This window comes from Evtepia gabavorous, assembly GCF_003425665.1.
In the GTDB taxonomy this organism is placed as follows: Bacteria; Bacillota; Clostridia; order Oscillospirales; family Oscillospiraceae; genus Evtepia; species Evtepia gabavorous.
The window spans coordinates 24,322-37,765 of the sequence record NZ_QQRQ01000012.1 but is presented as its reverse complement, the minus strand read 5'-3'; the positions used below and the strand labels follow the sequence as shown (position 1 = coordinate 37,765).

Below are 13,444 nucleotides of genomic sequence, written 5' to 3'. Positions count from 1 at the left end.
TTGTCAAGGGGGATTTTCCTTTTTCTTGACATCTGTCCTCGGACCATGCTATACTCCCATTAGTTAGCTTTTGCTAATTTCATAATCTCATTCGTTTTCAAAGGAGGGTCATACCCATGTCCATGATTCAGAAAGAAATCAGCGATTTCCGCGTCCAGGCCTACCACCAGGGGGCATTCCAGACGGTCTCCAAGGCCGATGTCCTGGGCAAGTGGGCGGTGTTCTTCTTCTACCCCGCCGACTTTACCTTCGTCTGCCCCACGGAGCTGGAGGACCTGGCCAACAAGTACGCCGACTTCCAGGCCGCCGGCTGCCAGGTCTACGCCGTCTCCTGCGACACCCATTTCGTCCACAAGGCCTGGCATGACGCCTCCGAGCGCATCCAGAAGATTCAGTACCCCATGCTGGCCGACCCCACCCACGCCCTGGCCAAGGACTTCGAGGTCTATATCGAGGCCGACGGCGTGGCCGAGCGGGGCACCTTTGTGGTGAACCCCGAGGGGAAGATCGTGGCCTATGAGGTCAACGCCGGCAACGTGGGCCGCAACGCCGACGAGCTGCTGCGGAAGGTCCAGGCCCTCCAGTTCGTCCACGAGCACGGGGACGAGGTCTGCCCCGCCAAATGGCAGCCCGGCGCCGAGACCCTGAAGCCCAGCCTGGACCTGGTGGGGCAGCTGTGATGGACCAGAGCAGACTCTACGACGTCATCGTCATCGGGGGCGGCCCGGCGGGCCTCACCGCCGGGCTCTACCTGGCCCGGGCCCGGTACCGGGTGCTGGTGGTGGAGAAGGAGCGCTTCGGCGGCCAGATCACCATCACCGAGCAGGTGGTGAACTACCCTGGCGTGGCCCACACCAGCGGCACCCAGCTCACCGAGACCATGCGCCAGCAGGCCCAGTCCTTCGGGGCGGAGTTCCTCCTGGCGGAGGTCACCGGCCTGGACCTGGCGGGGGATGTGAAAACCGTCCGCACCAGCCGGGGGGACCTGTCCTGCTTCGGCGTCCTCTGGGCCACCGGGGCCCACCCCCGGATGGTGGGCTTCCAGGGGGAGGAGGCCTTCCGGGGCCGGGGGGTGGCCTACTGCGCCACCTGCGACGGAGAGTTCTTCACCGACAAGGAGGTCTTTGTGGTGGGGGGCGGCTTTGCCGCCGCGGAGGAGAGCGTCTTCCTCACCAAATACGCCCGCCATGTGACCATCCTCATCCGGGGGGCGGACTTCTCCTGCGCCCAGTCCACCGCCCAGGCGGCCCGGGACCATGAAAAGATCACCGTCCTCCCCCACACCCAGGTGGAGGAGGTGGGAGGGGACGACGCCCTGCGCTACCTCCGCTACCGGAACACCGAGACCGGCCAGGTCACCGAGTACCGGCCCCCCGCCGGGGAGACCTTCGGTCTGTTCGTCTTTGCCGGCTACCAGCCCGCCACGGAACTCCTCCAGGGGGTGGCGGACCTGGACGAACAGGGCTATGTCCTCACCGACCGGGGGCAGAAGACCTCCGCCGACGGCCTCTACGCCGCCGGGGATGTGTGCCAGAAGCCCCTGCGTCAGGTGGTCACCGCCGTGGGTGACGGGGCCCTGGCCGCCACGGAGCTGGAGAAGTACGCCGCGGCCGCCCAGCAGAGGACCGGCCTGCGCCCCCAGGCCCCTCAGGCGGCGCCCCCTGCCGGCGCCCAGACGGCACAGGGACAGGGGACGGAGGCGGGCGGCCTGTTCCCCCCGGAGATGGCCGCCCAGCTCCAGACGGTCTTCTCCCGGATGACCGCCTCCCTGGTGCTGGAGCTCACCCTGGACAGCACCCCCCTGTCCCAGGAGCTGGAGGCCTATATGCAGGCCCTGTGCCGGTACACGGACAAGCTCACCCTCCGCACCGATGGTACCGCCCAGGACGCCCCCTGCGTCCGGGTGTGCCGGGCCGACAGCACCTGGACCGGCCTGGCCTTCCACGGGGTGCCGGGGGGCCACGAGTTCACCTCCTTTGTCCTGGGCCTCTACAACGCCGCCGGCCCGGGCCAGGCCCTGGACGAGGCCACCATGGCCGCCATCCAGGCCATCCAGCAGCCCACAGACCTCCAAATCCTGGTCTCCCTGTCCTGCACCATGTGCCCCGAGCTGGTCACCGCCGCCCAGCGGCTGGCGGCGGCCAACCCCCACATCACCGCCCAGGCCTATGACCTGAACCACTTCCCCGCCCTGCGGGACCAGTACAAGGTGATGAGCGTGCCCTGCCTGGTGGTCAACCACGGCCAGCAGGTGAGCTTCGGGAAAAAATCCATCGCCCAGCTGCTGGACCTGCTGTCCTGAGCCCAGCTGAAAAAAAAACGAAGCAGGAGAGAGTCAAAGACTCTCTCCTGCTTTCTCTCTGTCAAGCAGGTCCTTGGGGGCTGCCGCCGCTCTGGGCCTCCTCTTCCCCCTGGGTCCCGTCCTCTGTCTTTTCCGCCCGGGCCTCCCGCCGGGCGATGAGGAGCTTCAGCCGCTCCAACCCAATGAGAATCCCCACCCCCAGGACAAAGCCCCCCAGGTGGAAGGTCTCCAGGTGCAGGGCCTGCTGGGGGGGAGACAGGGTGGTGGGTCCCATGACAATGGCATAGAGGGACCCCGCCATGAGGCCCAGGATGAAGTAGAGCATCTTGGCCCGGTTCCGCCGCAGGGCCGCCCGAATCCACCGGATGGACACCCCCACCCCCACCAGCACCCCCAGGGCCAGGGCGAACAGCCCGGGCAGGACCGCCAGGTCCAGGGCCAGCAGCCGCCGCAGGGCGTACAGGGTGGGGGCGTACACCCCGAAGATCAGCAGGAGGGTGGACCCGGAGATCCCCGGCAGCACCATGGCCATAATGGCCAGGGCCCCGGCCACAAAGAGGTAGAGCAGCTCCCCCACCCCCAGGCTCCAGTAGTCGATGACCCCGCCCCCGGAGGCCGCCCCCCGCACCAGGGACAGCCCGCAGACCAGGGCCACCCCCAGCAGGGTATAGGGCAGGTAGCGCCCCTTCCCCTTCAGGGCCCACCACTCGGTGCGCAGGATGAAGGGAAAGGCCGCCGCCGTCAGCCCCAGAAACAGGGAGCTGAGGAAATAGGTCTTGGTCTGGAACAGGTCGTTCAGGGCCACCACTGACAGGCACAGCCCCAGGCACCAGCCCACCCCCAGCTTGGCCAGGTAGAGCACCGCCACCTTCCGGGCCCCGTTGTCCTTGCCGAACAGGCCGTGGAGGGCGTCGATGAATTTTTCATAAAAGCCCAGGATAAAGGCCACCGTCCCCCCGGACACCCCGGGGACGCTGTCGGCCAGGGCCATGCAAAAACCGTGAAACATTTTAACAAGCATGGAACGTTCTCAACTTTCTCTATGGGGTCAGCCGTCCCCCGCCGGACGGGGGGGCGGTCTGCTTTCGTCAGACGAAAGTGATTATACCATAAATCTCCAGGAGAAGGGGGATTTTTAGAAAGATTTAAGAAAAAAAGCCGGAAAGCCAACGGCTTTCCGGCTCCGCGCCCCCTGGGGCAGGGGTCAGGCTTTTTTCTTCCAATGCAGCAGAAAGGCGGAGTTGATGATCACCAGCACCGACCCGGCGTTGTGGACCAGGGCCCCCACCACCGGGTTCAGAATGCCCCCTATGGCCAGGAGAATGGCCACAAAGTTCAGGGCCATGGAAAAGGACATGTTGCACCGGATGGTCCCCATCATCCGCTTGGCCAGCCAGAGCAGGTGGGGCAACTCCTGAATGTCGTCGCTTACCAGGGCGATGTCCGCCGCGTCCACGGCGATGTCGCTGCCCACCCCGCCCATGGCGATGCCCACATGGGCCTTCTTCAGGGCCGGGGCGTCGTTGATCCCGTCCCCGATCATGCAGACCGGCTCCCCCGCCTGCTGGCAGTCGTCGATGTAGCGGAGCTTATCCTCCGGCAGGCAGCCGGCGCGGACGGTCTGGATGCCCAGCTGCCCGGCGATGTGCCCCGCCGCGTTCTCGTTGTCCCCGGTGAGCAGCACAGGTTCCGGGCCGGCGGCCCGAATCCGCTGGATCACCTGGGCCGCCTGGGGGCGCAGGGTGTCCGACAGGGCCAGAAAGCCCGCCAGGGTCCCGTCCACGCCGCAGTAGATCACCGTGCAGCCCTCCCGCAGATGGGCCTGGGCCGCCGCCAGAACGCCCGGGTCCAGGGGGATGCCCGCCTCCTCCAGGAGCTTGGGGTTCCCCGCCACCACGGAGACCCCCGCCACCTTCACCCGGACCCCCCGGCCGGGGAGCATCTGAAAATCCTCCCCCTGAGGCGGCTCCTTGCCCACCGCCTGGCGGTAGCACCGGACCACCGCCTTGCCCAAGGGGTGCTCAGAGCGCAGCTCCGCACAGGCCGCGTAGGTGTACAGCAGGGTCTCGTCCACCGTCGCCGCCTCCACGGCCACCACCTGGGGGGTGCCGAAGGTCAGGGTGCCCGTCTTGTCAAAGGTCACCTTGGACACCCCGGCCAGCCGCTCCAGGGCGTCCCCTTCCCGGACCAAAAACCCGTGGCGGGTGGCGTTGCCGATGGCCGCCATGATGGCGGTGGGGGTGGCCAGCACCAGGGCGCAGGGGCAGAAGACCACCAGGATGGTCACGGCCCGGATGATTTCCCCGGAAATGAGCCACGTCAGGGCCGCCGCAGTGAGGGCGATGACCACGATCCAGGTGGCCCACCGGTCCGCCAGCCTGACGATCTTGGCCTTGCCCGCGTCGGCGGACTGGACCAGGCGGATCATCCGCTGGATGGCGCTGTCCTGGCCCACCCTGGTGGCCCGCATGTCAAAGGCGCCGAACTGGTTGACGGTACCGCTGGAGACCTGGTCCCCCACCCCTTTGTCCACCGGCAGGGACTCGCCGGTCATCACCGCCTGGTTGATGGAGGTCTGGCCGCTGGTGATAACCCCGTCCACCGGGACGGTCTCTCCAGGGCGCACCTGGAGCAGGTCGCCCACCTGGACCTCCTCCGCCGGGACCACCTTCTCCCCTGCCGGGGAGAGCACCCGGGCGGTGCGTGGGGTGAGGTGGACCAGCTTCTCAATCCCCGCCCGGGCCTTGGCCACTGTCAGGTCCTCCAGCAGGCCCCCCAGCTGCATGATGAAGGCCACCTCCCCGGCGGCAAAGTCCTCCCCAATGCACACCGAGGCGATGAGGGCCAGGGAGACCAGCACATCCGCCTTGATGTCAAAGGCCGTGACCAGGCCGATCACCGCCTCCAGCACGATGGGGACCCCGCACAGGACAATGGCGATCCAGGCCGGGTCAAAGGGCAGGGGGAGCCAGTCAAAAAGGCTGGCCAGCAGCGCCGCGCCCCCCAGCACCAGGCAGGCCACGTCCTTTCGCGTGCCCCCCCAGTCCAGGAGGGCTTCCAGTTTTTCCATGGATATCTCCTCTTTTCTGTTCCGTTTGCCGGGAAGGTTATCTTCCCCTAACTGAATACAGCCCCATTATACCCATAGGGGTATATGTTGTCAAGGGGACCCGCAAAAAAAGCCGGCGGGAGGCTGTCTCCTCCCGCCGGCTGGGCCGGTGTGGTCAGTTCATGTTGGCAAACCGCTCCACCGCCTTGGTGAACTTGGCGATGGTGAGGTCCGGGTCCCCGTGCTCCAGGCCGTCCCGGACGCAGTGCTTGATGTGTCCCTCCAGCACCACCTGGCCGGCCTTGTGCAGGGCGGATTTGGCGGCGTTGATCTGGGCAAGGATGTCCTCGCAGGGGATGTCCTCGTCGATCATCCGGTCAATGGCCTGCACCTGTCCGATGATCTTTTTCAGGCGCCGGTGCAGATTGTCGGAATCCATACACTGCCTCACGCTGCTTCCCTCCCAACCCGTGGATTTTGTAGCCCCATTATCCGGCAAGTTCCCCCATTTGTCAAGGGTCATTCCCCGGGCCCGCCAGGTACTTCCGCTCGAAGTCCGGGACGGGTATGGGCTTGTTGTAGAGGTAGCCCTGGGCATAGGTACAGCCAATGTCCTCCAGGATTTGGAGCTGTTCCCGCTCCTCCACCCCCTCCGCCACGCTGTCAATGCCCAGCTGGCGGCAGATGTGGATCAAATGCTCCACCAGGATACGGGTATTCTGGTTGGAGTAGAGGTCGTTGATGATGCTCATGTCAATCTTCAGCTCACTCAGCTGCAGGCTGGAGAGAATGGACAGGTTGCTGTACTGGGCCCCAAAGTCGTCCAGGGAGAGGCAGTAGCCGTCCCCCACAATCTCCCGGCTGATCTCCTCCAGGATGCGCCGTTCCACATCCCCAATGGACTCGGTGATCTCCAGCTTCAGCAGCCGCCGGTCCACCTGGTACCGGCTGGTGATCCCATTGATCCGGGCCAGAATCCCCTTCTCCATCAGGGTGTACCGGGAGAGGTTCAGGGAGATGGGGATGGGCTCCACCCCCTGCTCCCGCCACCGGCGGAGGGTCCGGCAGACCTCCTCCAATACAAACAGGTCGATGTGACGAATAAGCCCCGACCGCTCCAGCTGGGGGATGAACTTATCCGGTCCCACCACCCCGTGTTGGTCATCCCGGTACCGGATAAGGGCCTCGGCCCCCCGAATCCGCCCGCTGGCAATCTCCGCCTTGGGTTGGAGGTATATGTGAAAATGCCCCTTGGCAAAGGCCTCCTCCAGACCCCAGAAGGCCTGCTGTCCCCAGGCCCCCTTCCCCTTTCCATGGCGCTGCTTTTCCAGCTGGAGGGCCTCTCCCGCGTGGTGGACCATCCCCTGGATCTGAATGTCTTGGTCGGCCCAGGTCCAGCCGAAGGCCACCGCCCCGGGGGCCTGCTCCTCCAGCAGCTGCTGGCAGGCCTCCACATCCCCGGCAAACTTGCGGTAGGTGACATCGGTGCGGAAGACCACAAATTCATCCCCGTTTATCCGGTAGACATTTCCCGGCCCAAACCGCCGGCGCAGCACCTGGGCCACATGGCAGACCATCCGGTCCCCCGCCTCTTTGCCCCGGCGCTGGTTGAGCTCCGCCAGCTGATTCACATCCGCCCGAAGCACCCCCAGGGAGGAGGAGACATCATTGGAGAAGGCCACCAGATAGTCGTTGTACCGCTCCCAGTTCAGGCAGCCGGTCAGGGCGTCGTGGCTGCGGAGGAAAGCGTTCTGGGCCTTCCCCTCCCGCTTGCTCCGCTCCCCCATCAGAAAGTGGGACAGGGAGAGAAGCATGGTGGTGCACTCCAACCGCTCCCGGGGGTTGTCGATGCCCAGGTAACCCCGGAGCTCCCCCTCCTCCAGCAGGGCCACGGCGTAGAAGGACCGTACCCCCCGGGCCCGCATGTCCCGGTACTTCTCGGGAAAGACCTGCTGCAGCTGCTCCACGTCGTGGCAGGCCACCAGGTGGCGGGCCTTGAGATGCTCCAGCCACCCGGCCCCCTCCAGGGTCTGGGCGGCGGCGTTCCCCCGGGCCTGGAGGGCAGGAGACTGCCACTGCTGGGCCGCCTGAAAGGTCCTCTCCCCCAGTCTGGCCTGGACCACGTAGCACCGGTCCGCCCCATAAAAGCCCCCCAGCCGCTCCAGGGTGCCCTGGATGCCGTCCTCCAGGCTCTCTGCCGACAGCAGAAGGCCCGCCATCTCCAGCAGCACGTGTTCGGCGTTCTCCCTGGCCTCCTCCTGGGCCGCCGGGGCCTGATAGATCTCCAGCCGGGCAGGCCGGCCGTCCCACTGAATGATTTTGTCCCGGATGAGGAACCGCCGGTGAAGGCGGACATTCTGGTTTTCCCAGGTCTTGAATCCCTGCTCACTGGGCAGGTGGTTCTGGCAGAAGACGCAGGGCTGGGAAAAGCCCTGGAGAACCTGGTAGCACTTTCTGCCCGCGTACGCCCCCTCCTCATACCCGAAGGCGGCCCGGGCCGGGGCATTCATATAGCGCATCTCGTAGGTCTCCAGGTCGATCACAAAGAGCATGTCCTCCAGCGCATCGAGCATGCAGTGGGTGCCCAGGTGCTCCTTGGCCGCGCACTGGAGGGAGGTCACCGTGCCCTCCCCCTCCAGAAAGCCCTCGTCCCGGCAGCAGCTGTACCGGGCCTTCCCCTGCTGCTTGGCGTGGTAGAGGCCGGCGTCGGCCTGACGGAACAGCTCCTCATACTGGGCCTGGCTGTGGGGGGCCAGCCCCACGCCGATGGAGGCCGACACCGGGACATGGTCCTCTGCGGCCTCATAGGCGATGTTCAGCATCCGGCACAGGGCGTCCGTCTGCTCCAGGACCCACTGTTCGCTGGGGATCTCCCCCAAAAACAGGACGAACTCATCCCCTCCAATCCGCCCCACCAGCCCCTTTTGCTGGAAGGAGGCGTGGAGAATGTGGCCGATCTCCTGAAGGAGCTTGTCCCCCTGAAGATGGCCGTAGCGGTCGTTGACCTGCTTAAAGTTGTCCAGGTCGATGACCAGCAGGGCGCACTGGCCGCCGCTGCCTCGGCGCTCCTGGAGAATGCGCTGGATCATGGTCTGAATGGTGGCCTTGTTGTACAGGCCCGTCACCCCGTCCTTTTCCGCCCGCTCCAGCAGGGCCAGCTCCGTCTTTTTCCGGCTGTCGATGTCCCGGACGTAGCCGAACAGGAGGATATCCCCCGTCTCCGGGTCCTCGTGTATGGTGGCCCGGAGGGCGGCCCACAGGATCTCCCCGTCAAAGTTCACGCACCGGTACTCCCCCCAGATTCCCCGGTCCCCCGCCCGGTACTTGGCCAGCAGGGCCTGCCGGCGGAAGAGCGCCCGGTACCGCTTGCGCTCCTCGGCGTTGGCCAGATACTCCCCCATGAGCTGGAAGAGGCCGTCGCAGTCCTGCACCTTTTGAAACGCCGCCGGAAAGGACCGGTGGCCCCACAGCTCCTCCACCTGGTTTTTGGTCAGGTTGACCTTGCCGGAGATCAGCACATCCACCGACAGCATCTCCCGGAGCTGCTCCTCCTGCATGCAGCGGCGCTCGGCATACTTTTGGTCGGAGACATCCTCCACAATGGCCACCGCCCAGACCGGCCTCCGGCGGTCGTCAAACAGGGTGGTGTAATGGATGCGCTCCCAGCGGTAGCCCCCCTGGGGGGAGCGGACCTGCACCACACAGCTGGCGGTGGGCTCCCCCCGGTGGAGGGCCTCGTGCATCCCCTGAAACTCCTTCACCCCGCTGGGGTGAACATAGCCGCTGTCGATCAGGCTCTGGGGGACCTGCTCCACAACAGGGCAGGCCTCCCCATGGCCCTGGGTGGAGACCGAGGAGTAGAGCCTGCGGGCCGGGATGTCATACTCCCACACGCTGATCCCCGCCTGGCGGACCGCGATCTGAAACCGTTCCTCACTCCGGCGGAGCCGGTCCTCCATGGCCTTGCGGGCGGTGATGTCCAGAATCATCCCGCTTAAAACCATGCCCCCGTCCTCCTGGGACAGCCCGGCGCTGATGAGAAGCCACACCACCGCTCCGTCCCGGCGGACGATCCGGTACTCAAAAGAGACGGTCCCCTGGTTTTCTGCCAGGGCCCGCCGCAAGTGCTCGCTGACCCACGCCACATCCTCCGGGTGCACCAGCCCCACCGCCTGCCCATGCATCTCCTGCTCCAGCTGGCCGCGGGTGTAACCATGGATGGCATAGTAGCTGTCGTTGGCATAGAGGAGGGTAAAGCCCTCGTCCATTCTCGCCTTGAACAAGCCCCCCAGGTCACTGCGGGCAATGGACTGCAACGCGTCCTCCTCCTGCTGGGACAGGGATCGGGACCCCTCTCGTTTCTCTTCCATTTTTCTCACCTCAACCCGCAATCGTTCGCATCGGTTCCCCCTGTTCCCATAGAAAATCCTGCACCACATCCTCCAGATGGATGGGGTCCAGCTCCAGGGTGTTGCAACGTTCCACCAGCCACTCCACTGCCTGGCGATTGTGGGAGAGCCCAAGAATCTCCCGCCATCGGCAACCGATGCCGTATCGGATCAAGCGACAGCCCGCTATCTCCTGGCTCTCCTTCGTCACGTAATACGTGCCCACTTCCTCAATACCTCCTTATTTTTTCCTGCAAAAAACCCACAAGACGAAAGCTTGCAGGCCCTTGAGTAAAAAACAAGGCATACCGATTCCCCTGGAACCGGTATGGGATTGCTGCAACTGGCTGTCATGCTTCCGTGCGGAGAAACGTAGACCCTATAGCTTTGCGTCACCAGCTTTCACTGGGTTTGCCCAATATTCCCTTGTAAGTCTTTGCAATGGTTAATATTACGCCGATTTGCTCCATTGTCAAGTTCTTTTCCCCATAAAAGGGTTTCTTTTGTACAACTTGTCACTTCCTCCCATTCTCCCGCTAAAAAAACGGCAATCTTTAGGAAATTTTTTGTGGATTTCACCTGCCCGCCCGACAGGGTTCGACCCGTTTCTCCCACCGTCTGGGGACACAAGACCAGCGGGCCGCCCGCTGATTGACAATCTCCGCCCACTATGGTACTTTTTTCTTAGTAAGTTTTTCCATCACGGACCCAGGAGGTTTTTCCATGACACACGACCTGCCCGCCCTCTGCCGGCAAATCCGGCGGGACATCCTGTCCATGACCCATGCCGCCGGCTCCGGCCATCCCGGGGGCTCCCTGTCGGCGGTGGAGATTCTGGTCAGTCTCTATTTCGGCCAGATGCGCCTGGACCCCGCCCGCCCCGACGACCCCAACCGGGACCGGTTCCTGCTGTCCAAGGGCCACGCCGCCCCCCTGCTGTACAGCGTGCTGGCCCGCCGGGGGTATTTTGACCCCGCCCTGCTGCCCACCCTGCGCCAGCTGGGCTCCCCCCTGCAGGGCCATCCCCACATGGCCAAGCTCCCCGGCCTGGACTGCTCCTCCGGTTCCCTGGGCCAGGGTCTGTCCATCGCCAACGGCCTGGCCCTGGCCGCCCGGCGCACCGGCCGGACCTACCGGACCTACTGCCTGCTGGGGGACGGGGAGCTCCAGGAGGGCCAGGTGTGGGAGGCCGCCATGACGGCGGCCCACTTCGCCCTGGACACCGTCTGCGCCATTGTGGACGACAACGGGGTCCAGTTGGACGGCCCCACCTGTGAAGTGATGAATGTGGCCCCCCTGGCGGACAAGTTCCGGGCCTTTGGCTGGCAGGTGCTCTCCGTGGACGGCCACAGCCTGGATGCCCTGGCCGAGGCCTTCCGGCAGGCCGCCGCCACCCGGGGGCGTCCCACCGTGCTGCTGGCCCGCACCGTGAAGGGCAAGGGGGTCTCCTTCATGGAGGGCCAGCCCGCCTGGCACGGCAAGGCCCCCAACGACCAAGAGCTGGCCGCCGCCCTGGCAGAGCTGGCGGAAGGAGGTACCCTATGAACTGGAACCAGATTCCCCGGATTCCCCAGCGGGACGGCTACGGCCAGGGCCTGCTGGACCTGTGCGCCGCCCGCCCCGACGTGGTGGTGCTGGACGCCGACGTGGCCGCCTCCACCCGCACCAACTGGGTGCGGGACCGGTTCCCCGACCACTTTTACAACCTGGGCATCAGCGAGCAGGACCTGGTGGGCACCGCCGCCGGCCTGGCCCTGGGGGGGCAGATCCCCTATGTGTCCACCTACGGGGTTTTCCTCTCCGGCCGGGCCTTTGACCAGATCCGCACCACCGTGTGCTACAACAACCTCAAGGTCCGCTTTGGCGGCGCCCACGCGGGGATCTCCGTGGGCCCTGACGGGGCCACCCACCAGGCGCTGGAGGACCTGGCCCTGGCCCGGGTGCTGCCCCACATGACGGTGATCGCCCCCTGTGACAGCGCGCAGACCCGAAAGGCCGTCCTGGCCGCCGTGGACTGGCCGGGGCCGGTCTACTTCCGCTTTGGCCGGGAGGCCGTGCCGGTGATCACCGACGAGACCACCCCCTTTACCATCGGCAAGGCCCGCCTGGTCCAGAGGGGCCGGGACTGCGCGGTGCTGGCCTGCGGGGCCATGGTCTATGAGGCCCTGGTGGCCGCCCAGGCGCTGGCGGCCCAGGGCATCTCCCTGACGGTGGTGGACCTGCACACCATCAAACCCCTGGACGAGGCCGCCATCCAGGAGGCCGCCCGGTCCTGCGGGGCCTTGGTCACCGCCGAGGAGCACCAGCTGGCCGGCGGACTCTTTGGGGCGGTCTCCGAGGTGGTGGTCCGCACCTGCCCGGTGCCCATGGAGGCTGTGGCCGTCCAGGACACCTTTGGGGAGAGCGGTCCCCCCGAGGCCCTGCTGGTCCGGTACGGCCTGAACGCCGACGCCATTGCCCAGGCGGTCCGCCGCTGTCTGGCCCGGAAGGGGTGAGGCGGCCATGAGACGCGCCCTTCCCCCTCTGCTGGCCCTGGTGCTGGCCCTGGTCCTGCTCACCGGCTGCGAATTCTCCCTGGAGCGCCTGGCCCACGGCGGCGCCCTTCCTCCGCCCCCGGAGGACTACACCGGCCTCCAGGACGGCTTCCGCTACACCAAGACCACCCTCACCGGCCAGGAACGCTACCTCTACGACCAGCTGCTGGCCGGCCTTCAGAACCAGGAGGAGACCATCGGGGACCTCTACCCCGACACGGAGATGATCCAGACCGCCATCGACGCCATCGACCGGGACTATCCCGAGCTCTTCTGGTTCTCCGGCACGGGGCAAATTGAGACCACCCTGCTGGCGGGCAAGCCCCTGGAGGCGGCCTATACGCCGGTCTACACCATGGACCAGGCCCAGCGCCAGGCCACCCAGGCCCAGATCGACCAGTGGGCGGCGGACTGCTTTGCCACCATCCCCCAGGGGGCCTCGGACTATGACAAAGCCCTGGGGGTCTTCACCTACATCATCCAGCACGCCGACTACCAGGTGGTGGACAACAACTCCATTGTCAACATCATGGTGGGCGGCGCGGGCCTGTGCGGCTGCTATGCCAAGACCACCCAATACCTGCTGGGCCTGCTGGGGGTGGACACCGCCTACATCACCGGCCAGGCCCAGGGGGAGTCCCACGCCTGGAACCTGGCCTGGCTGGACGGCACCCCCTGCTGGATCGACACCACCTGGGGCGACCCTGTCTTCACCGGCGGGGACGACAGCCAAGGGCCGGCCTATGAGTACTTCGGCCTCACCACCGACGACCTGCTGCGCACCCACACCATCGACGACAAGGTCCCCGTCCCAGACTGCACCTCCAACAGCAACAACTACTTCTTCCGCAACGGCCTCTACTTCTCCGCCTATGACCCCGACGCCCTGACCGCCCTCTTCCAGCGGGCCCTGGCCGCCGGGCAGCGCCAGGTCAGCGTCCGCTATGCCGACGCGGCCTACCCCGCCGCCTGCGCCGCCCTGTTTGACCAGGGCCAGCTCAACACCCTGCTGGGCCGGGCCAGAGAGGCCCTGGACAGCCCCGTCTCCCTGGCCGGCTCCCTCTGGTATACCCGCAATGAGACCATGGGCACCCTGTCCTTCCTGCTGCCCCTGTCCTCATCCCCCGGCGCCGCGCCGGAGGGTTCCGCCCCATAAAAACCGCGCCCCGGA

10 protein-coding genes and 1 riboswitch are annotated in these 13,444 nt (G+C 65.9%); of the genes, 5 read left to right on the top strand and 5 right to left on the bottom strand.

Features of this window, described 5'->3' with window-relative positions; translation table 11 throughout:
* Positions 1 to 116 precede the first annotated feature (116 nt).
* Entirely contained in the window at positions 117 to 680 is a 564-nt protein-coding gene (gene ahpC, locus DV520_RS08025; RefSeq protein WP_021919730.1) for an alkyl hydroperoxide reductase subunit C, read from the top strand.
* Positions 680 to 2,302 (top strand): FAD-dependent oxidoreductase, encoded by a 1,623-nt coding sequence (locus DV520_RS08020; protein ID WP_117142389.1) that lies wholly within the window; start codon positions 680 to 682, stop codon positions 2,300 to 2,302. The genes ahpC and DV520_RS08020 overlap by 1 nt, the downstream gene beginning before the upstream one ends.
* Positions 2,303 to 2,363: 61 nt before the next feature.
* On the opposite strand, the gene DV520_RS08015 is transcribed toward DV520_RS08020, so the two are convergent.
* The 5 genes from DV520_RS08015 to DV520_RS12155 all read right to left on the bottom strand — a co-directional run bounded on the left by DV520_RS08015 (position 2,364) and on the right by DV520_RS12155 (position 9,965).
* Positions 2,364 to 3,323, bottom strand: coding sequence for a DUF368 domain-containing protein (locus DV520_RS08015; protein ID WP_117142388.1), 960 nt, complete (start codon positions 3,321 to 3,323; stop codon positions 2,364 to 2,366).
* A gap of 183 nt (positions 3,324 to 3,506) precedes the next feature.
* Complete coding sequence (locus DV520_RS08010; RefSeq protein WP_117142387.1) at positions 3,507 to 5,372, bottom strand: heavy metal translocating P-type ATPase; 1,866 nt, start codon at positions 5,370 to 5,372, stop codon at positions 3,507 to 3,509.
* A 154-nt stretch (positions 5,373 to 5,526) separates the two neighbouring features.
* Positions 5,527 to 5,802 carry a metal-sensing transcriptional repressor gene (locus DV520_RS08005; RefSeq protein WP_117142386.1) on the bottom strand — a complete coding sequence of 92 codons (276 nt, stop codon included), beginning with the start codon at positions 5,800 to 5,802 and terminating at the stop codon, positions 5,527 to 5,529.
* A gap of 61 nt (positions 5,803 to 5,863) precedes the next feature.
* Positions 5,864 to 9,721 (bottom strand): EAL domain-containing protein, encoded by a 3,858-nt coding sequence (locus tag DV520_RS08000; RefSeq protein WP_165850072.1) that lies wholly within the window; start codon positions 9,719 to 9,721, stop codon positions 5,864 to 5,866.
* Between the two features lie 10 nt (positions 9,722 to 9,731).
* A complete protein-coding gene (locus DV520_RS12155; RefSeq protein WP_021919511.1) occupies positions 9,732 to 9,965 on the bottom strand; it encodes a DUF6514 family protein in 234 nt (77 codons plus the stop codon).
* A 109-nt stretch (positions 9,966 to 10,074) separates the two neighbouring features.
* A riboswitch (cyclic di-GMP riboswitch) is annotated at positions 10,075 to 10,165 on the bottom strand.
* A 297-nt stretch (positions 10,166 to 10,462) separates the two neighbouring features.
* Between DV520_RS12155 and DV520_RS07995 the strand changes: the two genes are divergently transcribed.
* Genes DV520_RS07995 through DV520_RS07985 form a run of 3 tightly spaced genes read left to right on the top strand, consistent with a single transcriptional unit; the run spans position 10,463 to position 13,429 of the window.
* Entirely contained in the window at positions 10,463 to 11,284 is an 822-nt protein-coding gene (locus DV520_RS07995) for a transketolase (protein ID WP_117142384.1), read from the top strand.
* Complete coding sequence (locus DV520_RS07990; protein WP_205727607.1) at positions 11,281 to 12,234, top strand: transketolase family protein; 954 nt, start codon at positions 11,281 to 11,283, stop codon at positions 12,232 to 12,234. Before DV520_RS07995 ends, DV520_RS07990 begins: the two co-directional genes overlap by 4 nt.
* Before the next feature lie 7 nt (positions 12,235 to 12,241).
* Positions 12,242 to 13,429, top strand: a complete 1,188-nt coding sequence (locus DV520_RS07985; protein WP_117142383.1) for a transglutaminase domain-containing protein — start codon at positions 12,242 to 12,244, stop codon at positions 13,427 to 13,429.
* Positions 13,430 to 13,444: the final 15 nt, after the last annotated feature.

Bases quoted from the DNA above. Each gene is read 5' to 3' on its own strand.
- ahpC (WP_021919730.1), top strand. From the start codon at position 117: ATGTCCATGATTCAGAAAGAAATCAGCGATTTCCGCGTCCAGGCCTAC.
- DV520_RS08020 (WP_117142389.1), top strand. From the start codon at position 680: ATGGACCAGAGCAGACTCTACGACGTCATCGTCATCGGGGGCGGCCCG.
- DV520_RS08015 (WP_117142388.1), bottom strand. From the start codon at position 3,323: ATGCTTGTTAAAATGTTTCACGGTTTTTGCATGGCCCTGGCCGACAGC.
- DV520_RS08010 (WP_117142387.1), bottom strand. From the start codon at position 5,372: ATGGAAAAACTGGAAGCCCTCCTGGACTGGGGGGGCACGCGAAAGGAC.
- DV520_RS08000 (WP_165850072.1), bottom strand. From the start codon at position 9,721: ATGGAAGAGAAACGAGAGGGGTCCCGATCCCTGTCCCAGCAGGAGGAG.
- DV520_RS07995 (WP_117142384.1), top strand. From the start codon at position 10,463: ATGACACACGACCTGCCCGCCCTCTGCCGGCAAATCCGGCGGGACATC.
- DV520_RS07990 (WP_205727607.1), top strand. From the start codon at position 11,281: ATGAACTGGAACCAGATTCCCCGGATTCCCCAGCGGGACGGCTACGGC.
- DV520_RS07985 (WP_117142383.1), top strand. From the start codon at position 12,242: ATGAGACGCGCCCTTCCCCCTCTGCTGGCCCTGGTGCTGGCCCTGGTC.